Source organism: Streptomyces sp. NBC_00989, from assembly GCF_045162655.1.
Taxonomy (GTDB): domain Bacteria; phylum Actinomycetota; class Actinomycetes; order Streptomycetales; family Streptomycetaceae; genus Streptomyces.
Genome location: NZ_CP108728.1, coordinates 7,843,723 through 7,866,261, shown reverse-complemented (window position 1 = coordinate 7,866,261; position 22,539 = coordinate 7,843,723). Strand labels below are relative to the sequence as shown.

At 69.1% G+C, this 22,539-nt stretch carries 18 protein-coding genes; 12 read left to right on the top strand and 6 right to left on the bottom strand.

Annotation, left to right across the window (positions count from 1 at the left end):
• Positions 1-30: 30 nt before the first annotated feature.
• Positions 31-900: a hypothetical protein gene (locus OG714_RS35140; RefSeq protein ID WP_406127104.1), complete on the bottom strand. Its 870-nt coding sequence runs from the start codon at positions 898-900 to the stop codon at positions 31-33.
• 239 nt (positions 901-1,139) lie between these two features.
• Between OG714_RS35140 and OG714_RS35135 the strand changes: the two genes are divergently transcribed.
• Positions 1,140-3,659 (top strand): M14 family zinc carboxypeptidase, encoded by a 2,520-nt coding sequence (locus OG714_RS35135; protein ID WP_406127103.1) that lies wholly within the window; start codon positions 1,140-1,142, stop codon positions 3,657-3,659.
• Entirely contained in the window at positions 3,656-4,810 is a 1,155-nt protein-coding gene (locus OG714_RS35130; protein WP_406127102.1) for a serine hydrolase domain-containing protein, read from the top strand. The genes OG714_RS35135 and OG714_RS35130 overlap by 4 nt, the downstream gene beginning before the upstream one ends.
• Before the next feature lie 57 nt (positions 4,811-4,867).
• Here OG714_RS35130 and OG714_RS35125 read toward each other — a convergent pair whose 3' ends face one another.
• A complete protein-coding gene (locus tag OG714_RS35125; protein ID WP_406127100.1) occupies positions 4,868-5,866 on the bottom strand; it encodes an NADP-dependent oxidoreductase in 999 nt (332 codons plus the stop codon).
• Positions 5,867-5,981: 115 nt separating this feature from the next.
• Between OG714_RS35125 and OG714_RS35120 the strand changes: the two genes are divergently transcribed.
• Positions 5,982-6,419: a MarR family transcriptional regulator gene (locus OG714_RS35120; RefSeq protein WP_318016110.1), complete on the top strand. Its 438-nt coding sequence runs from the start codon at positions 5,982-5,984 to the stop codon at positions 6,417-6,419.
• 59 nt (positions 6,420-6,478) lie between these two features.
• Here OG714_RS35120 and OG714_RS35115 read toward each other — a convergent pair whose 3' ends face one another.
• Positions 6,479-6,910 carry a hypothetical protein gene (locus OG714_RS35115; protein ID WP_406127099.1) on the bottom strand — a complete coding sequence of 144 codons (432 nt, stop codon included), beginning with the start codon at positions 6,908-6,910 and terminating at the stop codon, positions 6,479-6,481.
• A gap of 18 nt (positions 6,911-6,928) precedes the next feature.
• Here OG714_RS35115 and OG714_RS35110 point away from each other — a divergent pair, with 18 nt between their 5' ends.
• The 9 genes from OG714_RS35110 to OG714_RS35070 all read left to right on the top strand — a co-directional run bounded on the left by OG714_RS35110 (position 6,929) and on the right by OG714_RS35070 (position 18,178).
• Positions 6,929-7,186 (top strand): hypothetical protein, encoded by a 258-nt coding sequence (locus OG714_RS35110; RefSeq protein ID WP_406127097.1) that lies wholly within the window; start codon positions 6,929-6,931, stop codon positions 7,184-7,186.
• A gap of 342 nt (positions 7,187-7,528) precedes the next feature.
• Complete coding sequence (locus OG714_RS35105; RefSeq protein ID WP_406127095.1) at positions 7,529-8,686, top strand: mandelate racemase/muconate lactonizing enzyme family protein; 1,158 nt, start codon at positions 7,529-7,531, stop codon at positions 8,684-8,686.
• Positions 8,683-9,687 (top strand): zinc-binding dehydrogenase, encoded by a 1,005-nt coding sequence (locus OG714_RS35100; protein WP_406127094.1) that lies wholly within the window; start codon positions 8,683-8,685, stop codon positions 9,685-9,687. Before OG714_RS35105 ends, OG714_RS35100 begins: the two co-directional genes overlap by 4 nt.
• Positions 9,688-9,808: 121 nt before the next feature.
• Positions 9,809-10,783: a hypothetical protein gene (locus OG714_RS35095; protein ID WP_406127092.1), complete on the top strand. Its 975-nt coding sequence runs from the start codon at positions 9,809-9,811 to the stop codon at positions 10,781-10,783.
• A gap of 331 nt (positions 10,784-11,114) precedes the next feature.
• Positions 11,115-12,224 (top strand): multiple monosaccharide ABC transporter substrate-binding protein, encoded by a 1,110-nt coding sequence (chvE, locus tag OG714_RS35090; protein WP_406127090.1) that lies wholly within the window; start codon positions 11,115-11,117, stop codon positions 12,222-12,224.
• A 47-nt stretch (positions 12,225-12,271) separates the two neighbouring features.
• Entirely contained in the window at positions 12,272-13,822 is a 1,551-nt protein-coding gene (gene mmsA, locus OG714_RS35085; protein ID WP_406127089.1) for a multiple monosaccharide ABC transporter ATP-binding protein, read from the top strand.
• A complete protein-coding gene (gene mmsB / locus OG714_RS35080; RefSeq protein ID WP_406127087.1) occupies positions 13,819-15,063 on the top strand; it encodes a multiple monosaccharide ABC transporter permease in 1,245 nt (414 codons plus the stop codon). Before mmsA ends, mmsB begins: the two co-directional genes overlap by 4 nt.
• Before the next feature lie 73 nt (positions 15,064-15,136).
• Positions 15,137-16,291 (top strand): aldose epimerase family protein, encoded by a 1,155-nt coding sequence (locus OG714_RS35075; protein ID WP_406127085.1) that lies wholly within the window; start codon positions 15,137-15,139, stop codon positions 16,289-16,291.
• A gap of 180 nt (positions 16,292-16,471) precedes the next feature.
• The gene (locus tag OG714_RS35070) at positions 16,472-18,178 is read left to right on the top strand and encodes a pyridoxal phosphate-dependent aminotransferase (protein ID WP_406127083.1); all 1,707 of its coding nucleotides are present in this window, start codon (positions 16,472-16,474) and stop codon (positions 18,176-18,178) included.
• 3 nt (positions 18,179-18,181) lie between these two features.
• Here the strand turns inward: OG714_RS35070 and OG714_RS35065 are convergent, their stop codons facing one another.
• The 3 genes from OG714_RS35065 to OG714_RS35055 form a co-directional block, all read right to left on the bottom strand.
• Positions 18,182-19,780 (bottom strand): methyltransferase, encoded by a 1,599-nt coding sequence (locus OG714_RS35065; RefSeq protein ID WP_406127082.1) that lies wholly within the window; start codon positions 19,778-19,780, stop codon positions 18,182-18,184.
• Between the two features lie 52 nt (positions 19,781-19,832).
• Positions 19,833-21,032, bottom strand: coding sequence for a 4-hydroxybenzoate 3-monooxygenase (locus OG714_RS35060; RefSeq protein ID WP_406127080.1), 1,200 nt, complete (start codon positions 21,030-21,032; stop codon positions 19,833-19,835).
• Positions 21,033-21,141: 109 nt separating this feature from the next.
• Positions 21,142-22,482 (bottom strand): DUF3500 domain-containing protein, encoded by a 1,341-nt coding sequence (locus OG714_RS35055; protein ID WP_406127079.1) that lies wholly within the window; start codon positions 22,480-22,482, stop codon positions 21,142-21,144.
• Positions 22,483-22,539: the final 57 nt, after the last annotated feature.

Here is a 22,539-nt window from a genome sequence, read left to right as displayed (position 1 = left end):
TACGGTGCGCCTCTCGCGCGGTCGACACCGCTACGCACTCGCGTTCGACACCGCCACCACAACCCCCCGGTCCGCCGCCGGTGCCACCGCCGCCGTCACCCGTACCGCGGTCGCCCGGGCCACCCGGCCCGCGTGGGAGGTCGCCGCGAGGAGGGCGGGCTGGACCCGTTCCAGGGCGGTGACCAGGAGTTCCTCGCCGGCGATCAGGATCGGGCCGGCCACCTTCGTGGTCGCCGCCGCGGCCTCCGTGAGGTCGGCGAGGGGTGGCAGGGCGGCCCGGACCACGTTCGCGCCCGCGGTCGCCGCCCGTTGCGCGAGGGCCACCTGGAACGGCAGCAGCGGGGCCAGCGCCGCCGTCAACGCCTCGGCCACGCGCCGGAGTTCGGGCGACGAGTCGGCCAGTACGTCGGCGATCGCCCTGATGAGGGGGGTGAGGGCGAGCAGGGTGCCCGCGGCCACGCCCGCCGCCGCCGGCAGCAGTGGCGAGGCCGCCTCGACCAGGTCGCCGAGTGCCGTCGCGAACTCCTCGACGGCCGGTTCCACCGCGTCCAGGACGGGGAGCAGGCTGTCGCCGAGCACGGTCAGCAGCGCCTGCGCCGGTGCGCTCACCGGGTGCACGGCCAGCGGGGCGCCGGTCGTGCCGAGCCGGGTCAGGGTGTCGACGATGCGGTAGAACGCCTCCTGGGCCTGCGGCGACGCACTCGCCTCGGCCAGTTCGGCGGTGGTCTCGCGCAGGACCCGTAGCGCCTCCGCGCCCGAACCGTCCCGCGGATCAAGGGTGTTGATCGCGATCCTGGTGATGTTCCCGGCCGTGTCCAGGAGTTGGCCGGTGATGTCGGTGGTGCTGCGTGCCATCCGCAGCACCTCGTCCCTGCTGGGGAGCGAAGGAATCGTTGCCATGGGACCTGGGACCTCCTCGCCGTACGCAGTCGTCCGCAGCGGTACGTGGACGGACACGACCATGTCCAACCGGCCGCACCCGCTGCCCGGTACCGGTGACCTCTGCTCAGCATGCCCCGTCCCCGGCCCCGCGAATGCGCCATCCGGGGCATCGACGACACCAACAACTTCCTGTTCACCGTTGAGTCGAAAAGGTGCGGCTCGCCGTACCGATCTCTGGAACCAAAGAGGAGGTACGCGTGCGCACCATTGCCAGAGCCGTCCCCCCGAGACCTGTTCTGATCACCGCCGTCGCCCTGACCACCGCCGCCGGTTCGCTCCTGCTCCAACCTCGCGTCGCGGGCGCCGACCCCCGCCCCGCCACCCGTGAGGGCTCCGGCCCCGACCGGTACGCCGGCCTCGCGCCCGCCACCGCCGCCCGCCGCGCCCTCACGGCCACCGTCCCGCGCACCGACCCCCGCCTCGGCTATCCCCGCCGCCAGGTCCTCTCCCCCGACCCGGCGAACCCCGCCGACGCGTCGGTCAAGCTCGGTCTGACCCCGTACCACGCGCTCGCCGCACGCCTGAACGCCCTCCAGCGGCTGGGCGACCGGGTGAGTGTCGAGGTCGCGGGCGTCTCGGCCGGCGGGCACCGGCTCTACCTCGTCACGGTCACCGCCCCGGAGACCACCGACCAGGCCACCGCCCAGGAACGGATGCGCGACCTCATCGAGAACGCGCCCGCCACCGCCGCCAAGTCCCCCGAGATCAAGGCCGGTTACAAGACCCCGGTCCTCTTCGACAACAACATCCACGGCGACGAACGCGAGGGCACCGACGCCTCCCTCGACCTCATCTCCCAGCTCGCCACCTCCAACGACGCCCGGACCGAAGACCTGTTGGCGCACAGCCGCCTCTACTTCAACCTCACGGCGAACCCGGACGGCCGTATCGCGAACACCCGCACCAACGCCAACGGCTTCGACCTGAACCGGGACTTGATCACCGCCTCGCAGCCCGAGACCCGGACGATCCGCGCGATCACGATCGACAAACAGCCCGCCGTCCTGCTCGACCTGCACGGTTACGTCAACGGCACCCTCATCGAGCCGACCACTCCCCCGCACGGCGAGAACTACGAGTACGACCTCTTCCTCAAGAACACCTACGCCAACGCCCTCGGTATGGAGACCGCCGTCAACGGCCTCGGTTACACACCGGCCAAGGACGGGGTCTCACCTGCCCAGATCCCCTTCCGCGACCAGGCGGAGGGCTGGGACGACTGGCCCCCGGTCTTCACCCCGCAGTACGCGGCCTTCCAGGGCGCGGTCGCCGCCCACACGGTCGAGATCCCGCTCCAGGTCAACAACGCGGCCTACGACACCCTCCCCACCGCCGAGCTGCACCGCCGCGCGGCGGTCAACGTGGCCGTCGCGGGCGCGGCCATGCGCGCGACCCTCGACTTCGCCCGGTCCCACCGGACTTCCCTCATCGCCGACCAGATCGAGATGTTCCGCCGGGGCGCGGCCGGGGCCGAGCAAGTACCCGTGTCGGCGCGGACCGTCCCGGGCGTCCCGGGCATCGGCCCCGAGGACGTCTACACGACCGAATTCCCCCGCGCCTACACCATTGCTGCCGACACCGCGGGTGCCCGCCTGGTCGCCCATCTCCTCGCCAACGACGTTCACGTGCTACGCGCGGCGAACGGCCCGTACGTCGTCGACATGCACCAGCCCAAACGGGGTCTGGCGAACGCCCTGTTGGCCGACGGCCGTGACATCAGCGACAAGGTGACGGCCATGTACGACATCTCGGCCTGGAGCCTGGGCCGTCTGTGGGGCGCCACGGTCAGGACGGCAACCAGCCTCCCCGGCACGCCACTTGCCGCCATCACCGCACCCTCCCCCGCCGCCTACGTCGCCCCGCACGGCGACCTCCGCCTGCGCCTCACCGACCCGGCGGAGTTCGCGGCCGTGAACTCCCTTCTCCAGCGGGGGATTCCGGTACGACGGGCGGCGGACGGCAGCGCGATCGTGCCGGAGTCGGCGTGGGCGAAGGCGACCGAGGCGGCCGGGACGTACGACGTGGCCTTCGACGCGACGACCCTCTCCGGCACGACCGCCCTCCACCCCGTCCGCGTAGCCGCCGCCGTCACCGCGGGTGAGCTGTTCGCGCTGCGGGAGATGAACTTCGAGGTCACCCCGGTGTCGACGGACATCCTGAACGCCGGGTTCGACTGGTCGAAGGCGGACGTCCTGTTCGTGTCGGCCGGGCTGGAGTACGAGGACCTGACCCCGGCCGCCCGCACCGCCCTGCGCGCCTTCCTGTCGACCGGGCACGGACTCGTCGGCCGGGGCGTCACCGGCGCCGCGTTCGCCTCCGCGACCGGGCTGCTGACCGCGACGCCCGTCGAGGGCGACGAGGAGGCCAACGGCGTTGTACGGGTGGTGAATTCGGGTCCGGTGACGGCCGGAGCCCCGCCCCACGCCTTCGTCTACTCACCGGTGTGGTTCACCGGTCTCGGGCCCGGGGTGCGCGTGGAGCAGTCGTACGCGACCGGGAACCCACTCGTCGCCGGGCACTGGCGGGCGTCGGCCGACGGTTCCGGTGGTCCCGGGGAGGCGGCGGGGCGGCCCTCGGTCGTCAGTGGCCCGCGAGCCGTCCTGTTCGGCACGGAGCCCCTCTTCCGGGATCATCCGAAGGGGGAACTCCCGCAGGTCGGGCGGGCGTTGTTCACCATGGCACACGCGAGCAGCGGATCAGTCGAGGAGAGCAGATGACCCAGGAGATCCACGGCACCGTAGCCGACGGCTTCGAGCCGGTGCGGGAGGAGTTCGCCGCGGTCGTGGCGGGCGAACGTGCCGATTACGAGGGCCAGTTGTGTGCATACGTACACGGTCGGCGGGTCGTCGACCTGTGGGCGGGGCCACCCGGTACCGAAGGCGACTCGCTCTATGGCGTGTTCTCGTCCACGAAGGGCGCCGCGCACCTCGTGGTGGCGCTGCTCGTGCAGGACGGCACGCTGGAGCTGGACCGCAAAGTGACGTACTACTGGCCGGAGTTCGCGTCCGAGGGCAAGGGCGTGCTGACGCTGCGCGAGTTGCTCGCGCACCGCGCGGGTCTGGTCGGGACGGACACGGGCTTCACGCTCGACGAACTCTCCGACGACCGGGCGGTGGCCGAACGCCTCGCCGACCAGCGGCCGTTCTGGCGCCCGGGCACGGCCTTCGGCTATCACGCCCTGGTGATCGGCGCGTTGACCGGCGAGATCGTACGGCGGGCCACGGGCCGTTCGCTCCGGGAGGTGTACGAGGAGAGAGTGCGCGCGCCGTACGGGCTGGACTTCTTCCTCGGGCTGCCGGCGGCGCACGAACCCCGATTCCGCACCACGCAGGCCCAGTTGCTGACTCCGGAGCAGGAGGCCGCGCGGGCCGCGGAGCCCGCCGGGCCGCACAGTCTGGGCGCGATCGCGTTCAACGAGCACGCGGCGCAGCCGACCGTCCTGGAGTCGCTGCCGAACGAGCGGGTGATCCGGGCGAAGGGTCCCGCGTCGGTCGGCGGGGTGGCGTCGGCGCGCGGTCTCGCCGGGCTGTACGCGGCGGCGATCAGCGAAGTCGACGACCGGGCCGCGCTGTTGAAGCCGGACACGGTGGCGGAGTTCGGGCAGCTGCACTCCGTCGGGTACGACGTGGTGACCGGCACGCACCGGGCGTACGGCCTGGGTTTCCAGGCGACCGCGGACGCCTGGTACCCGTTCCTGGGCGCCGGCACGATCGGCCACAGCGGCGCGGCGGGCTGTCAGGCCTTCGCCGACCCCCGCAGCGGCCTGGCCTACGGCTACACCAGGCGCCGGTTCGGCTTCCCGGGCGGGGCGGCACCGGAGAACGTGGGGCTGGTGAGGGCCGTGCACAGCGCGGCACTGGCTCAGTGACGGACGGAGGCCGCACCCCACGTCCAGGGGTGCGGCCTCGTCGTGGAACGTCGTCCGTCAGAGCTTGACGATCATCTTGCCGGTGTTGTCCCCGCGCAGCTGCCCGAGGAACGCCTCCAGGTTGTTCTCGATGCCCTCGACGACCGTCTCGCGGTACTTCAGTTCACCCGAAGCCACCCACGCGCCGACCTCCTGGACGAACTGCTGCTGGAGGTCGTAGTGGTCGCCGACGAGGAAGCCCTCGATACGGCCGCGGGTCTGGATCAGGCGGCCCAGGTTCTTCGGCCCGGGTACCGGCTCGGTGCTGTTGTAGACCGAGATCATGCCGCAGATGGCGATACGGCCACGCTCGTTCAGGGAGCCGATCGCCGCTTCGAGGTGGTCGCCGCCGACGTTGTCGAAGTACACGTCGACGCCGTCCGGGGCGGCCTCGCGGAGCTGCTGGCTGACCGGGCCGTTCTTGTAGTTGAAGGCCGCGTCGAAGCCGTACTCCTCGACGAGGAGCTTGACCTTCTCGTCCGAGCCGGCGGAGCCGATGACCCGGGAGGCGCCCTTGAGCTTGGCGATCTGGCCGACCTGGCTGCCCACGGCACCCGCGGCGCCGGAGACGAAGACCGAGTCGCCCTCCTTGAAGGACGCGGTGCGCAGCAGGCCGGCGTAGGCGGTGAGGCCGGTCATGCCGAGGACGCCGAGGTAGGTGGAGAGCGGGGCGAGGTCGGGGTCGACCTTGACGGCGCCCTTGGCGTCGATGGTCGCGTACTCGCGCCAGCCGCCGAAGTGCAGGACGTGGTCGCCGGCCGCGAAGCCCTCGGCGTTCGACTCGACGATCTCGCCGACCGCGCCGCCCTGCATGACCTTGCCCAGCTCGAAGGGGGCGACGTACGACTTGGCGGCGCTCATACGGCCGCGCATGTACGGGTCGACCGACAGGTACTTGTTCCGCACCAGCACCTGGCCCTCGGCCGGGGCCCGGGTCTCGGTCTCCACCAGGGCGAAGTCCTCGGGCTTCGGCCAGCCGACCGGGCGGCTGAGCAGGTGCCATTCGCGGTTGATCATCACAAGCGCCTTTCGTAGTGCAGGGTGACTCGCATACTGCCAAATACTTCAGTACCTGAAACAACCATGCCTCTGAATATTTCATGATGTCAAGTAACGGGGTACGCTTCACTGCATGGCCACACCCGAAAAGACGCGCCGCTCCGACCCCGTGACCATGGAGGTCGTCGAGCTGATCGGCGATGTCGTGGCGCGGTTCTACGCGGACTACGAGGAGGCGGCGGGCGACCACGCGCTGACCGGGGCGCAGGCCCGGCTGCTCAGCCTGCTGTCCCTGGAGCCGCTGCCGATGCGCAAGCTGGCGCGCAAGCTGAAGTGCGAGCCGTCGAACGTGACGGGGATCGTGGACCGGCTGGAGACGCGCGGCCTGGTGGAGCGCCGCCCCGACCCCGCCGACCGGCGCGTGAAGCTGGCGGCGGCCACGGACGAGGGGCGCCGGGTGGCCCGTAGCCTCCGCGAGTCGTTGCGGTTCGCACGCGAGCCGCTGGCCGGGTTGTCGGACGAGGAGCGGCTGGCGCTGCGCGGGCTGCTACGACGGATGCTGGAAGTCTGAGCCGAGCCACCCACGGGGCGTCCGAACCGAGCCGCCCAGGGGCATCCGAGCCGAGCGGCTCAGGAACACCACCACAGGATCTGCTTGCACGTCTCCGTGGGCGACGGTGTCGGGCTCGGGTCCGAGGACGAGGGTTCCGAGGACGGGGTGGTGGTCGTCGGGTCGGTCGTGGACGTGGACGCGGGGGACGTGGCGCCGTCGCCCGACGTCGGGGTCAGCGACTCCTCGGGATCCTTCGTCTCCTTCGCGGACTTCGAAGGCGACGCGGACGGGGATGCCGAGGCGTCCGGGGACTCCGTGCCCGCGCTGGTCCCCACGGTCTTCGTGGCGTCCAGGGGCTCCGCCGTCTCGCCGGCCTCCGCGTCCGCCCCGCCCTCCGCGGATACGCCCGGCGCCGCGGACTTCTGGTTGGAGAACGGCGCGTCCGTGCCCAGCTCCGCCAGACTCAGGCCGCCCGCCGCCAGTACGAAACCGGCCGTTATGAGAAGCACCCGGCGCCGCCGCCGACGGTGGGCCGCGGCCTTGCGATCGCGACGGCTCCCGCCCGCCGTACCGTCCGGCCCCTCGGTGTCGCCGTCACCGTCGCCGTCGAAGTCACCGCTGTCGCCACCGCTACCGCCGCCGGCCCGCCCGCGTCCGCGGCTCTTCCGCCGCGCGGCGCGTCCCTGAGGCGCACCGTCCTCGTCGCCCGCCTCACGCGTGTCGTCGCGTACGGCACCGGCCCCGGCGTCGGGTGCGTCGACTGCACGTGCGTGGGCCTGAGTTGATTCGGCTGATGCTTCGGCTGATGCGCCGCACCCCGGGCACGCGAGGGCGCCGTTCAGGTGCCGGCCGCAGGGGTGGCAGTAGTCCATGACGCGGGAAGAGTAAGTTCCTGACAGGCAACGTTCATAGTCAGGCCTGTGAAAGTTGTGTAGGGACGCGGCGGCAAACGACAAGAATCGACACGAACCGACGCGGCCGAGCGGTATGTCGATCACGCTCCTTGCTGAAACCGTTACTTGTTCGACCCATTGACACCCCCGCCCCGCCGTCCTTACTGTCTGCCCAGCATTTCGAACGTGAGCCGATATTTCGAACAGCACTGAAGAGCACAGGGGGCAGCTGCCGTGCGCATCACGGGAATCAGTACGCACGTGGTCGGGACGCCATGGCGCAATCTGACGTACGTCCAAGTGCACACCGACGAGGGCGTCACCGGCGTCGGCGAGACCCGGATGCTGGGCCACACCGACGCGCTGATCGGTTACCTGCGCGAGGCCGAGGCAAACCACATTCTCGGTTCCGACCCGTTCGCGGTGGAAGACCTCGTACGCCGGATGAAGTACGGCGACTACGGGCGCGCGGGTGAAATCGTGATGTCCGGCATCGCCGTGATCGAGATGGCGTGCTGGGACATCAAGGGCAAGGCCCTCGGCGTCCCGGTGTGGCAGCTGCTCGGCGGCAAGGTCACCGACAAGGTGAAGGCGTACGCGAACGGCTGGTACACCACCGAGCGGACCCCGGAGGCCTATCACAAGGCCGCCCAGGGGGTCATGGAGCGCGGCTACAAGGCGCTGAAGATCGACCCCTTCGGCACCGGGCACTTCGAGCTCGACCACGAGCAGACCCTGTACGCGGTCTCCCTCATCGAGGCCGTGCGGGACGCGATCGGTCCGGACGCCGAGCTGATGCTGGAGATGCATGGCCGGTTCTCGCCGTCCACCGCGGTACGGCTCGCGAACGAACTCGCGCAGTTCAAGCCCGCGTGGCTGGAGGAGCCGGTTCCGCCGGAGAACCTGAAGGCGCTGGAGAAGGTCGCCGCGAAGGTGGACATCCCCATCGCCACGGGTGAGCGCATCCACGACCGGATCGAGTTCCGCGAGCTGTTCGAGAGCCAGGCCGTCGACATCATCCAGCCCGACGTCGGTCACATCGGCGGTATTTGGGAGACGCGGAAGCTCGCCGCGACCGCCGAGGCGCACTACGTCCTCGTCGCCCCGCACAACGTGGGCGGACCGGTGCTGACCGCCGCCTCGCTCCAAGTCGGCTTCTCCTCGCCGAACTTCAAGATCCTGGAGCACTTCAACGACTTCGCGGACGCGGACATCAAGAAGGTCGTGAAGGGCGCCCCGCAGGTGATCGACGGCTACTTCCACCTCTCGGACGCGCCTGGTCTCGGGGTCGAGCTGGACACCGACGCGGCGGCCGAGTTCCCGCAGCAGCAGGCGCGGTTCGACCTGTGGGCGGACGGCTGGGAGCAGCGCAAGCCGAAGGGCTCGAAGTGAGCACCGCGGTCGTCATCGAGGCACCGGGCGAGCACCGGCTGGCCTCGCACGAGCCGCGGCGGCCGGACGCGGGCGAGGCGCTGGTACGCGTCCACGCGGTCGGCATCTGCGGCAGCGACCGCGAGGTGTACCAGGGCAACAGGCCCGAGGGCTACGTCCGTTACCCCCTCACCCCGGGCCACGAGTGGTCCGGCACGGTGGAGGCGGTCGGCGCCGGGGTGCCGGCGACTCTCGTGGGCCGCAAGGTCGTCGGCGAGGGCTTCCGCAACTGCCAGGTCTGCGACCGCTGTCACGCGGGCGAGACGACGCTGTGCACGGCGGGCTACGAGGAGACCGGCTTCACCCAGCCCGGGGCGATGGCCACCACGCTCACGCTCCCCGCCCGGCTCCTCCATGTCCTCCCGGACGAGGCCGACTTGACGGCGGCTGCCCTGCTGGAACCGGCGGCCTGCATCGCGGCTGCCGCGCTCAAGGCCAACGCACGGCCGGGTGAGCGGGTCGCTGTGGTCGGCACCGGCACGCTCGGGATGTTCGCGATCCAGTTCCTGAAGGCGGGCTCCCCCGCCGAGTTGCTCGTCGTGGGTTCACGCCCGGACCGGGCGGCCCTCTCGGAGCAGTTCGGCGCCACGGACTTCCGTACGAAGAACGAACCCCTCCCGGACGACTTCGACGTGGTGATCGAGACCGCCGGTTCCGCGGACGCGGCCCGTACGGCCGCCTCGCTGCTCCGGCGCGGCGGGCGCCTGGTCCTCACCGGCATCCCCGCGCCGGGCGCCGAGGGCCTGGACCCGACCGATCTCGTCGTACGGCAGCTGGAGGTGCACACCGTCTTCGGGGCGCCGCCGGACGCCTGGGCGCACACGGTGCGGGTGTTCGGGGCCGGGTTGCTCGATCCGCTTCCGCTGGTCACCCATGAGCTGTCGCTCGCCGAGTTCCCGCAGGCCATCGAGCTGGTGGGGTCCGGCGATCCCAAGGTCGGCAAGGTGCTGCTCCGGCCGTAGGAAACCCCAGCCGTGTGCCGGCACGGGGTGACCTGACCACCCCGTGCCGGCGCACCACCAGAGCCTTTCCGTACCCCGAGCCGCGAACCTTGTCCGAAATACCGAACGCGAAGGACAGCAAGTGACCGACACCGCCACGGCAGCCCGCAGGCCCGGGGAGCAGGCGCTCTCCGCGCTCGGCCTGGGCGCGCCCGCCCTCGACCCCGCCGACGCCTCGACCCACACCTTCCCGGACGGCGGTCGCTGGCGCACCGAGATCCCCTCGTGCGAGGGGCCCGAGGCGCTGGCGGTCATCCTCAAGGAGTCCTCGCGCCTGGACGTGCCGATCCACCGGATCAGCCAGGGCAGCGGTGTGTGGATGCTGACCGACGCCGAGATCACCGAGATGGTGGAGGCCACCGCCGAACGCGACATCGAGCTCTGCCTGTTCACCGGTCCGCGCGGGACGTGGGACATCGGGGGTTCGGTCCGCTCCGACTCGCGTGGCGGCGGTCTGCGTGCCCGGGGCCACGACGCGGTCGCCGGGTGTGTCGAAGACGCCGTGCGGGCAACGGAGTTGGGCGTCAAGTGCCTGCTCGTCGCCGACGAGGGCGTGCTGTGGACGTTGCACCGGGCACGGGTGGCCGGGATCATTCCGGCCGACACGACGCTGAAGGTGTCGGCGCTGATCGGTCCGGTCAACCCGGCGGCGTACGCGGTGTACGAGAAGCTCGGCGCCGACTCGCTCAACGTACCGAGCGATCTGACGCTGGATCACCTCACCGAGATCCGGCGGGTGTCGGCGGCTCCGATGGACATGTACATCGAGGCGCCGGACGACCTCGGTGGCTACATCCGGATGTACGAGGTCGCGGAACTGATCCGCCGAGGCGCTCCGCTGTACCTGAAGTTCGGCCTCTCCAAGGCCCCCAGCATCTACCCGTGGGGAACCCACCTGCGAGACGTCACCCTCGACACGGCACGGGAGCGGGTCCGTCGGGGCCGGCTGGCCCTGGACCTGCTCGCCAGGCACGGCGCGGACGGCGACATGGCTCCGCTGGGCTCCAGGTTGCCGGGCTCCCTCAACCGTTTCCCGACCGAGAGTGCCACGGGGTGAGCGTCGGGGGCTGCGGGCCGCCTGTGGCTGGTCGCGCAGTTCCCCGCGCCCCTGAAAACCCGGGCCGGCACTCAAGGGGCGCGGGGAACTGCGCGCTCAGCCCCCACCGAACCCGCACCAACGTACAACCGGCACCACCCGCACCTCTCCAACACAGGCCCGCTTCCGAAGGGGCGCGAGGAACTGCGCGACCAGCCCCCACCGGGCCCGCACCACACAACACAACCCGCACACCCCGCACCACACAACCCAACTCGCACCACCCCGCATCCCGAACCACCCCCCACGCTCGCTGCACCTCTCAACGACGAGAAGAATGAGGCCAGTTCACATGCGCATCCGCAGAAGCGCCCTCCCCGTCATAGCCGGCGCCGCCACCCTCGCGCTGACCCTGTCCGCATGCGGGCAGAGCGGTTCGGGCGGCAGCAAGGAGAAGGAGAGCAGTGCCAAGGGCGGCACGATCGGCATCGCGATGCCGACGAAGTCCTCCGCGCGCTGGATCTCCGACGGCAACAACATGGTCAGCGACCTCAAGACCAAGGGCTACAAGACCAAGCTGGTCTACGGCGAGGACGACCCGGACACCCAGGTCTCGCAGATCGAGAACATGATCACCCAGGGCGTCAAGGGCCTGATCATCGCGGCCATCGACAACAAGTCGCTGAACAACGTGCTCCAGGAGGCCGCGGACGCGAAGATCCCGGTCATCGCCTACGACCGCCTCATCCTCGGCACGAAGAACGTCGACTACTACGCGTCGTTCGACAACACCAAGGTCGGTGTCCTCCAGGCCACTTACATCGTCCAGAAGCTCGGTCTGGACAGCGGCAAGAACGGCCCGTTCAACATCGAGCTGTTCGCCGGCTCGAACGACGACAACAACACCAAGTACTTCTTCAACGGCGCGATGAGCGTGCTCCAGCCGTACATCGACCAGAAGAAGCTGGTCGTCAAGTCCGGGCAGACCGCGCTGAACAAGGTCACCACCCTGCGCTGGGACGGCACCAAGGCGCAGAACCGCATGGAGGACATCCTCACCGGCTCCTACAAGAGCGGCCGGGTCGACGCGGTGCTGTCGCCCTACGACGGCATCTCCATCGGCATCCTGTCCGCGCTGAAGTCGGACGGCTACGGCTCCTCAAGCAAGCCGCTGCCGGTCATCACCGGCCAGGACGCCGAGCTGGCCTCGGTGAAGTCGATCATCGCCGGCGACCAGACGCAGACCGTCTACAAGGACACCCGCGAGCTCGCCAAGGTCGCGGACACCATGATCGACGACGTGCTCAACAAGAAGACGCCGAAGACCAACGACACCAAGACCTACGACAACGGCACCAAGGTCGTCCCCGCCTACCTGCTCCAGCCGGTCAGCGTGGACAAGACCAACTACGAGGACGTGCTGGTCAAGGGCGGCTACTACACGGACGCGCAACTCAAGTAGATCCGCGGCCCGTCACCCGACCCCACACTTGATTGGTAGGCACGACCATGGCGGGACCCGTCCTGGAAATGCGCTCGATCGTCAAGACCTTTCCCGGTGTAAAAGCGCTGTCGGACGTCACGCTGACGGTCCGTCAGGGCGAGGTCCACGCCATCTGCGGTGAGAACGGCGCCGGGAAGTCCACCTTGATGAAGGTGCTCTCCGGCGTCCATCCGCACGGCAGTTACGAGGGCGACATCCTCTTCGAAGGGGAGGAGTGCCGCTTCCGCGACATCCGGGCGAGCGAGCAGCACGGCATCGTCATCATCCACCAGGAGCTGGCGCTGGTGCCGTTCCTCTCCATCGCGGAGAACATCTTCCTCGGCAACGAGCACGCCACGCGCGGGCTCATCAACTGGAACGAGACTCTGCGGCACGGCACCGAACTGCTGCGCCGGGTGGGCCTGAGCGACCACCCGGAGACCCGCGTCGCCGACATCGGCGTGGGCAAGCAGCAGCTCGTGGAGATCGCGAAGGCGCTGTCGAAGAAGGTGAAGCTGCTCATCCTGGATGAGCCGACGGCGGCCCTGAACGACGAGGACAGCGGCAAACTCCTCGATCTCATCCTGGAGTTGAAGAAGCAGGGCATCACCTGCATCATCATCTCGCACAAGCTGAACGAGATCCGCAGGGTCGCCGACTCGGTGACGATCCTGCGCGACGGCCGCTCCATCGAGACGCTCGACGTGAAGGCGCCGGAGACGACCGAGGAGCGGATCATCTCCGGCATGGTCGGCCGCGACCTCGACCACCGCTTCCCCGAGCGCACCCCGCACGAGGGCGAGGCGGACGCGGCTCCTGCCCTGGAGATCCGCGGCTGGACCGTGTTCCACCCGATCGACCAGCAGCGCAAGGTAGTTGACGATGTGTCGATAAATGTGCGCAGGGGCGAGATCGTCGGCATCGCCGGACTCATGGGCGCCGGCCGCACCGAACTCGCCATGAGCGTCTTCGGCCGCTCCTACGGCCGCTACGCCGGCGGCACGGTCCTCAAGGACGGCCAGGAGATCCGGACCAAGTCCGTCGCGGAGGCGGTCAAACACGGCATCGCCTACGTCACCGAGGACCGTAAGCACTACGGCCTCAACCTCATCGACACGATCAACCGGAACATCTCCCTGGCCGCCCTGAACAAGGTCGCCAAGCACGGTGTGGTCGACGAGCAGGAGGAGCGGCAGGTCGCCGAGCGGTACCGCAAGTCCATGAACATCAAGGCGCCGACGGTGTTCGAGCCGGTGGGCAAGCTGTCCGGCGGCAACCAGCAGAAGGTCGTCCTCAGCAAGTGGATCTTCGCGGGTCCCGAGGTGCTGATCCTGGACGAGCCCACACGCGGTATCGACGTGGGCGCCAAGTACGAGATCTACACGGTCATCGACCAACTCGCCGCCGAGGGCAAGGCAGTGGTCTTCATCTCCTCCGAACTGCCGGAGCTGCTCGGCATGTGCGACCGCATCTACACGATGGCGGCGGGCCGGCTGACCGGTGAGGTGCCCCGGGCCGAGGCCACGCAGGAAGTGCTGATGCGCCAGATGACGAAGGACAAAGAGGTAACGCGATGAGCACGGACGTGACCGCCAAGAGCCCGGCCCCCGCGCCGCCGGGCAAGAGCGGATCGGCCGCGGGCGGCGGCCTGTTGCACCTTGTGCTGGACGGCCTGCGGCGCAACATGCGCCAGTACGGCATGCTGATCGCCCTCGGTCTGATCGTGATCTTCTTCGAGGTCTGGACCGGCGGGGACCTGCTGCTGCCGCGCAACGTCTCCAACCTGGTGCTGCAGAACAGCTACATCCTGATCCTCGCGATCGGCATGATGCTGGTCATCATCGCCGGGCACATCGACCTGTCGGTCGGTTCGCTGACGGCGTTCGTGGGCGCCTTCGCGGCGGTCCTGATGGTCAATCACCATGTGGCGTGGCCCATCGCGCTGGTGCTGTGCCTGCTGATGGGCGCCCTGGCGGGCTCGGTACAGGGGCTGTTGATCGCCTACGCGGGCATACCGTCCTTCATCGTGACCCTCGCCGGGATGCTGCTCTTCCGCGGCCTCACGGAGATCCTCCTCCAGGGCCAGACGCTGGGCCCCTTCCCGGGCGGCCTGCAGAAGATCGGCAACGGCTTCCTGCCCGCGGTCGGCCCGAACACCAACTACCACAACATCACGCTGCTGTTGGGCCTCGTGATGATCGCCGCGGTGTTGTGGCAGGAGGTACGCGACCGGCGTCGGCAGCAGGAGTTCTCGCTGGAGGTGGCACCCACCAAGCTGTTCCTGCTCAAGCTCGTCGCGATCGTCGCCGCGATCGCCTGGCTCACCATGCTGCTCGCCAGCTACGACGGTGCGCCGATCATCCTGATCATCCTCGGTGTCCTGGTGGCCGGTTACGGCTACGTGATGCGCAACACCGTCTTCGGCCGCCACATCTACGCGATCGGCGGCAATCTGCCGGCCGCGAAGCTGTCCGGCGTCAAGGACAAGCGCGTCACCTTCCAGGTGTTCCTGAACATGGGCGTGCTCGCGGCCCTGGCGGGTCTGGTGGTCACCTCCCGCCTCAACGCGGCCTCGCCGAAGGCGGGCGACGGCTTCGAACTGGAGGCCATCGCCTCCTCGTTCATCGGTGGCGCGTCCATGAGCGGCGGTGTCGGCACCGTCCTCGGCGCCATCATCGGCGGTCTGGTCCTCGGCGTGCTGAACAACGGCATGAACCTCCTCAGCGTCGGCACCGACTGGCAACAGGTCATCAAGGGCCTCGCCCTGCTGACCGCGGTCGGCTTCGACGTGTGGAACAAACGCAAGTCCGGTTCGTAAGTCCAGCTCGGGCCCCGCACGTCTGTCATTCGCACAGCACGGCGGGGCCCCTTCCATGTGCAGGAGCCGCTCGATGGAACTGAACAGACGCACGGTCATTGCAGGAGCCGCGGCAGCGGGTATCGCCGCGAGCACACTCGGTACGGGTACGGCGCAGGCGGCCTCGGGAGGCAGAAAGCCCGTGAAGGAACTCTTCGGCACCCTCGCCGACGGCAGCAAGGTCCACCGCTGGTCGCTGGAGAACGGCGGCACCCGGCTCAAGGTGCTGTCGTGGGGCGGAGTCGTCCAGTCCCTGGAACTCCCGGACCGGCACGGCCGGTACGCCAACGTGTCACTCGGCTTCGACAACATCGCCGACTACGTGGCGAAGACCCCGTACTTCGGCGCACTCATCGGCCGCTACGGCAACCGCATCGCCAAGGGCCAGTTCACCCTGGACGGCAAGAGCTACCAGGTCTCCGTCAACGACGGGGTCAACAGCCTGCACGGCGGCACCCAGGGCTTCGACAAGCACATCTGGAACGTGGAGGGCTTCACCTCCGGCTCCGACGTCGGCCTGCACCTCTACTACACCAGCGTCGACGGCGAGATGGGCTACCCGGGCACCCTCAAGGTGAAGGTGACGTACACGCTCAACAAGCACGGCGACTGGCGCATCGACTACGAGGCCACCACCGACAAGGCCACGGTCGTCAACCTGACCAGCCACGTCTACTGGAACCTCGCCGGCGAGGGCAGCGGCACCATCGAGAACCACCAGCTCACGATCCCCGCCTCCCGCTACACGCCGACCGACTCGGGGCTGATCCCCACGGGCGAACTGGCCAAGGTCTCCGCCACCCCCTTCGACTTCCGCAAGACCAAGCCGATCGGCCGCGACATCCGGGCCGGCCACGTCCAGCAGGTGCAGGCCAAGGGCTACGACCACAACTGGGCCCTCGACAAGGGCATCACGGCCAAGCCCGAGCATGCCGCGACCCTGCACGACCCGCACTCCGGCCGCACTCTGAAGATCGCCACCGACCAGCCGGGGCTGCAGTTCTACACCGGCAACTTCCTCGACGGCACTCTCACAGGTACCGGCGGCCACACCTACCGCCAGGGCGACGCCCTGTGCCTGGAGACCCAGCACTTCCCGGACTCGCCGAACCACGCGAACTTCCCGTCGACGGTGCTACGGCCTGGTCAGACCTACAGGACGTCGACGATTCACACGTTCGGCAACTGAAGACGCACAGCTGACGCATAGTTCGGACCCGGGGTTCCCGAACTCACACCATTTTCACATCCGTTGAACAGTGCCACTCCTGTCTCCGTATTCAAGGGTGGCCCGTGCTCCCCCGCGCGGGCCACCCAAGACGACGGGCCCGGTCGTCCCCACCGGGCCCGCCTTCATACGGAGGTTCCATTGGCCGACTCCAACGTCACCTCGCTGTTCCGCAGTACGGCGGCACACAGCCCGTCGATGGCGGCGTTGGCGCGTGAGAGCGACGGCACCGGCCCCGTGGACTTCTGTATCCCGTGCAACCCGTACTTCCCCACCCCCGCCATGTTCGACGAGATGGCGGCCCGGTTGCGCGAGATCATCACGTACTACCCGAGCAGCGCCGACACCATCACGGCCGAGCTCTGCAACCTGCTCCAACTCCCGCCGAGCTGCGTGGCGATGGGCAACGGTTCCACCGAACTGATCACCTGGATCGACCACTTGATGGTCCGCGAGTCACTCGCCATCCCCGTCCCCACCTTCGGCCGCTGGACCGACCAGCCCATGGAGACCGGCAAGCGGGTCGACATGTTCCCGCTCCAGGAGTCCAACGGCTTCGTCCTGGACCTCACGCAGTACGCCGAGTTCATCCGCAAGCGCAACACCAAGGTCGCGGTCATCTGCAACCCGAACAACCCCGACGGCGGCTTCCTGCACAAGCAGGCGCTCGTCCAGTTCATGGACGCGATGGCCGACCTGGACCTCGTCATCATCGACGAGTCGTTCCTGGAGTTCGCGGACGCGGAGGTCGAACCCAGCGTCGTACAAGAGGCGATGCTCCGCCCCAACGTCGTCGTGCTGCGCAGCCTCGGCAAGAACTTCGGCCTGCACGGCATACGGTTCGGCTACCTCGTCGCGAACCCCGCCCTGGCCGGCCGCATACGCTCGATGCTTCCCAAGTGGAACCTCAACGCCTTTGCCGAGCATGTGGTGTTCATCCTCAAGGAGCACGGCGCGGAGTACGCGCAGAGCCTCCAGCAGGTGCGCCGCGACCGGCTCGACATGGCGAGCCATCTCTCCGCGCTGCCCGGCCTGACGGTCTATCCGTCGCAGGGCAACTTCCTCTTCGTACGCCTCCCCGTCGGCGCCGAGGGAACCGTGGTCCGGGACCGGATGCTCACCGAGCACCGCATCCTCGTCCGCGAGTGCGGCAACAAGATCGGTTCGTCCAGCCGCTTCCTGCGGCTCGTGGTGCGCCCCCAGACGGACGTGCGTCGCCTGGTGTCCGGCATGGAACAGGTGCTCTACGGGACCAGGAGGGGAGCTGCCGTACCCGAGCTGGGTACAGGGACCAACTACAGCTCGGGTACGGCGGCCGTGGACCGCCTGGTCGGCGCGACCAACGGGGCGGGCATGCAGAACCTCGCCGCGCAGGCGCTCCTCGGTACGGGGACGTCGGGGGTCGGCATGCCCGCGCAGATGCCGATGCCCGCGGCGGCTCAGATGCAGCAGCCCCAGCCCGTACCGATGCAGGTGCCGCAGCCGCAGCCTGTGCCTCAGCCCCAACAGCAGCCGCAGTTCCAGCCGATGGCTGCCGCCGCGCAGGTTCAGCAGATGCCGATGACCGGTATGGCGGACCAGCAGTCGAACGGGGTGGGCATGCCGATGCAGATGCCGCAACAGGTACCCCAGCAGATGCCCCAACAGCCCTACGGCGTACCCGCGCCGGCACCGATGCCGCAGGGGCCGACCCCGACCGGTGTGCCCGCGCGCAACGGGCTTACGGCGGCGCAGGTTCGGGGGGCTACGAGTCCCAACGGGATGCAGAACCTAGCGCCGGCGCCTGCGACGGGGTGGCCCAATGCTCAGAGTTGGCCCAATGCCGCGGGGATGGGACAGGCGGGCTGATCTCTAATAGCGCACGGCGTTGATCAGTGATGCCCCCAATGGCAACGCGTTGCATCCCTGTACCTCGAAGCCTGCCTTCTCCAGCAGACGTCGGTAGTGGTCCTCGTCGCGTTCCTGGCCGCCTACGTTGCACAGCATGTGGACGTCCCACGCCACCGCCGTCGGAGTGGGCAACAGGCGCTCAACCACAAGGAGTTGGGCGCCTGGGCGCATCGCGTCCGCGCACCTGTTGAGGATCGTGAGGCAGCGGTCGTCGTCCCAGTCGTGGAGGACTCGGGAGAGGAGGTAGACGTCTCCGCCCTCCGGTACGGACTCCGTGAAGTCGCCTGGTACGAAGGTGCAGCGCTCCGTCAGTTCCTTGCGGGCTGCTTCCAGGGTTTCCGGGCGTTCGAACAGGACTCCCTCCAGGTGGGTGTGGGTCCGGAGCAACCGGCCGAGCAGCGCACCGTTTCCGCCGCCCACGTCCACCACTCGCCGCGCCTTCGAGAAGTCGATCAGCGTGGGAACCGGGGTGAACATCTCCGCGCTCGCCGCCATCGACCGGTGGAACAGGCCGCCGAATTCCGGGTGTTGGGCGAAGTACGGGAAGTGATGTTGGCCGTAGCGGTGGGCGAAGGCTTCCTTGCCGGTGCGTACGGAGTGGGTCAGGCCCGCGAAGGAGTCGTAGAACGGGCCCGCGTACAGACGCGCCAGCGGGTTCAGGGAGAACTCCGTTGCCGTGCGCAGGGGTTGGCCTGCCGCCGTGAGGTGGTACGTGTCGTCCGATGCCGTCAGCAGGCCCAGCGTCGTCAGGTAACGGAGCAGACGGCGTAGCGCGTCCGGGTGCGTCGACGTGAGGGTTGCCAGCCGCTCCGCCGACATGCCGGGGTGGTCTGCCAGGTGGTCCGCGATGTTCAACTCGGCCATGGTGGCCACCGCTTGGGTTGCCCAGGCTCCGGTCATGACGGTGAGCAGAGTGGTCGTCGGGTCGGGGAGGGGGTTGTGGCGGCCGGGGAGGCGGAGTTCGAAGCGGCGGTGGGTGGTGGTGCGGTGGTAGAGGACGGTGACGTTCTCGTGGCCGTTGTAGCCGCCGCCGTCGGGGACCGCGCCGCCGCGCTCCTGGAGGAGGAGTCGTAGGCCCGCGGGGACCACCGGGCCGGGGGCCGTGACCGCGAAGGCGTGGTGGGACTCGTGTTCCGCCTCGCGTTCGTCGGCGGCTACGGCCTCCAGCGCCGAGTCCGGGGGGACCGGCAGCGCGAAGATCTCCACGCTGCGTCCCCCTACCGCCACGTGCACGATGCCCACCGGGATGTCGGCGAGTTCCGGGCCGTAGCGGCGGGTCAGGCGGCCGCGGACGACCACGCTGGGGGTGACGGGGCCCGGTTCGAGGCCGAGGCGGCGGAGTTCCTCGCAGAGGCCGTCGAGGGAGTCCGGGAAGACCAGGACCGCGGTGTGGTCGAAGACCAAGTGGCGGGACACGTCCGCCCGTTCGGCGGGGGTGAGGGCCGGGAGGAGTTCGGCCAGGACCTGGTCCGTGTCGTGGGTGTCGACGTAGGCCGCCGCGCACTGGATGCGTGCTACGTCGGCTGCGGCGAGGCGTGCCTGTACGACGGGGAGGTTCATGAAGGGGTTCCCGGTGGATCGTGGGGACGGGAGGCGGGAGAAAGAGGTGGGTTCAGATGCCCGTGTAGTTCTCGGCGAAGAGGTCCTGGTGCGCGCGGGACGTGCGCAGGCTGTCCAGGCGGGCGTACTGGAGCGCGCGGCCGTAGCGGGCGTGGGCGTCGACGGTGTCCTCGGCGGACGGTCCGTGCAGCAGGCCGCTCATCCAGTGCGAGAACTCGTGGGCCCGCCAGACGCGCGGCAGGCAGTCGGCGGCGTAGCGGTCGAGGTCGCTCTCGTCGGCACGCTTGAGCGCCAACGTGAGTGCCTGGGCGAGGCGTTCGGCCTGGAGTACGGCGAGGTTGGCACCCTTCGCGGCCGAGGGACTGATGAGGCCGGCCGCGTCGCCCGCGAGCCAGAGGCGGCCGGTGCCGGGAGTGTCGAGGACGTCGGAGCGCAGGTCGACGACCGCCTTCTCCAGGACCGGACCGTCCTTGAGCTGGCCGAACTCGTCGACACGGAACCGAGTCGCCAGCTCGGTCCAGATGCGGTCCTCGTTCCAGTCGGCGGAATCCGTTCCGCGCGGGCACTGGAGGTAGTAACGGGTGACGGTCGCCGTGCGGGCCATGTGACCGGCGAATCCCCGTTCGTGCAGGGCGTATCCGACGGCTTCCATGCTCGGCGGGGCCTCGGCCAGGACCGCCAGCCAGCTCACGCCGTGGTCCCAGCGGGCGGTACGCGTCCCGTGCGCGGTCATGGTCGCGCGGGCGACTCCCCGGTGTCCGTCGCACCCGGCGACGTAGCGCCCGACTACGTCCGTGCCGTCGGACGTCCGTACCCGGCCGTCCTCGGAGATCTCCTCGGCCTCCGTGTCGAAGCGGATCCCGCCGCCGCGTCGGAGGTACTCGGCGAGCAGGTCCCGTACCAACTCCTGCTGCGGGTAGACCGTGTGGACCTCGCCGCGCCCCAACTCGCCGTAGTCGAGGGTGAATTCACCCTTCTCGCTGCGGAAGAGGCAGGTTTGGTGGGTGTGGCCCCGGGCCGACAACCCGTCCGCGAGCCCGTGTCGGGTGAGGACGCGGACGGAGTGGGCGGCCAGGAATCCCGCTCTGGCCCGCCCTTCCACCGCCTCGCGTCCGCGCCGTTCCAGGATCACGCAGTCGATGCCACGGTCCAGCAGCAGGTTTCCCAGGACCAGCCCCGCCGGGCCCGCCCCGACGATCACCACCCCGGTCCGTACTCCGGTCCGCGTCCCGGAGTCGAATCGTTTCCCCACATCCACCCCTGATCTTGCTTTTTCGGCCAAGGGGTTTCATATCAGCCAGATCAGGGAGATGAGCAATCGAAGACGACTTCTTAGCCCATAAGGGCCAACTGGGCATATGTCAGTGGTCGTTGTCCAAGTGCAGCTTGAGCAGGTCCACGCCGTAGTCGCCCCCGTTGGGGGTCCGGATGATGGTGTGGATGTGCTGCTGGGTCGGCGTTCCATTGGGACCCCCCATTCCACCCTTCGTGCCGTAGGCCAGCGGCGACTGGGCGTCGTACTCGATGAGGACGACCGGGCTGTGCACGCGGTAGTAGAAGGCCGAGGAGTCCTTGGTCTCGCCCATCCAGTAGAAGTAGGTCGCGTCGAGGTGGTCCTCGACCTCCGACATCTTCACCTCGGCGTGGCCGTCGTTCATGTTGCCGACGTAGACGCGGACGAGGTCGAGCAGGTTCTGCTTCTGGGCGCTGGTGAAGCCCTTGGCGACGAGCCCCTGATAGGCGAGCTTGGCGTTGTCCTGCCCGGCCCCGGCCTTCATGTCGTCGCCGGACTTCTTGGTGCTGGAGATCACCTTGGCCCGCTGGGCGGCGGTGAGGGAGCGCAGGAGGGTGAGACCGGCCTTGGTCTCGGGCTTGAACAGGGTGATCTTCTCGCCCTTGTAGGTGGCGGAGGTCGGCTCGGACCCCATGAAGGTCGGGGTCATCACGACCTGGTCGCCGAGCACGAAGAAGTTGATCGCCACGTGGTGGCCCTCGTACTGGAAGCCCCACGGCTTGGTGGTGGACGGCGTGCCCATGAACGTGAAGAAGTACGCGCCCTCGGTGAGGGTGTCCCGGTTGCCGCCGCTGTAGTCGCCGAGGAAGGCGTTGAGCTTCATGATGTTGCGGGTCTGGGTGAGCCCGTCGGCGGACAGGGCGGCACCGAGCAGCGCGTAGCCCAAGTCCCGCTTCTTCGCGGTGATGTCGCCCATCCGGACACCCTTGCGCTGGTACCCGTCGACGTTGCTCCAGGCCAGCCACTCGTCGTTGTCGACGTCGAACGTGCAGGACTTGCGTTCCTTGGCGCTGAGCCCGTCGAGGAAGGCCTGCGCGGCCTTGACGATCCCGTCCGTCGACACGTCGGTGGAGTGGATCGAGTAGAGCCCGTCGGTGATCTTGCCGTCGGTGGTCACGCCCTTGAAGTCGGCGTACTTGACCTCGCTCTGCCCGGGACCCATCCCGTTGCCCCCTCCCCCGGGCCCGCCGGAAGGCATCGCGCCGGTGGGCATGCCACCGCCGGGGCCGCCCGAGGGGGCGCCGTTCGGGGCGCCGGAGGACGAGGACGCGGTGGCCGTGCCGGAGGCGTCCGACGAGCAGCCGGTCATGGTCGCGACAGCGGCGACTCCGCCGGCGAGCAGCGCCTTGTTCATGAACCAGCGGCGGCTGCGGTCGGCTTCGGGGGTGCGGGGGCGGTGTCCGTGCATACGGGCCAACCTCCCGCACCAACCTGAGCCGAACCTGAAGCCGGGCCCGAAGCCCGA

Coding starts and splice junctions, on each gene's coding strand:
- OG714_RS35140 (WP_406127104.1), bottom strand. CDS start 900: ATGGCAACGATTCCTTCGCTCCCCAGCAGGGACGAGGTGCTGCGGATG.
- OG714_RS35130 (WP_406127102.1), top strand. CDS start 3,656: ATGACCCAGGAGATCCACGGCACCGTAGCCGACGGCTTCGAGCCGGTG.
- OG714_RS35125 (WP_406127100.1), bottom strand. CDS start 5,866: ATGATCAACCGCGAATGGCACCTGCTCAGCCGCCCGGTCGGCTGGCCG.
- OG714_RS35120 (WP_318016110.1), top strand. CDS start 5,982: ATGGCCACACCCGAAAAGACGCGCCGCTCCGACCCCGTGACCATGGAG.
- chvE (WP_406127090.1), top strand. CDS start 11,115: ATGCGCATCCGCAGAAGCGCCCTCCCCGTCATAGCCGGCGCCGCCACC.
- mmsA (WP_406127089.1), top strand. CDS start 12,272: ATGGCGGGACCCGTCCTGGAAATGCGCTCGATCGTCAAGACCTTTCCC.
- mmsB (WP_406127087.1), top strand. CDS start 13,819: ATGAGCACGGACGTGACCGCCAAGAGCCCGGCCCCCGCGCCGCCGGGC.
- OG714_RS35075 (WP_406127085.1), top strand. CDS start 15,137: ATGGAACTGAACAGACGCACGGTCATTGCAGGAGCCGCGGCAGCGGGT.
- OG714_RS35065 (WP_406127082.1), bottom strand. CDS start 19,780: ATGAACCTCCCCGTCGTACAGGCACGCCTCGCCGCAGCCGACGTAGCA.
- OG714_RS35055 (WP_406127079.1), bottom strand. CDS start 22,482: ATGCACGGACACCGCCCCCGCACCCCCGAAGCCGACCGCAGCCGCCGC.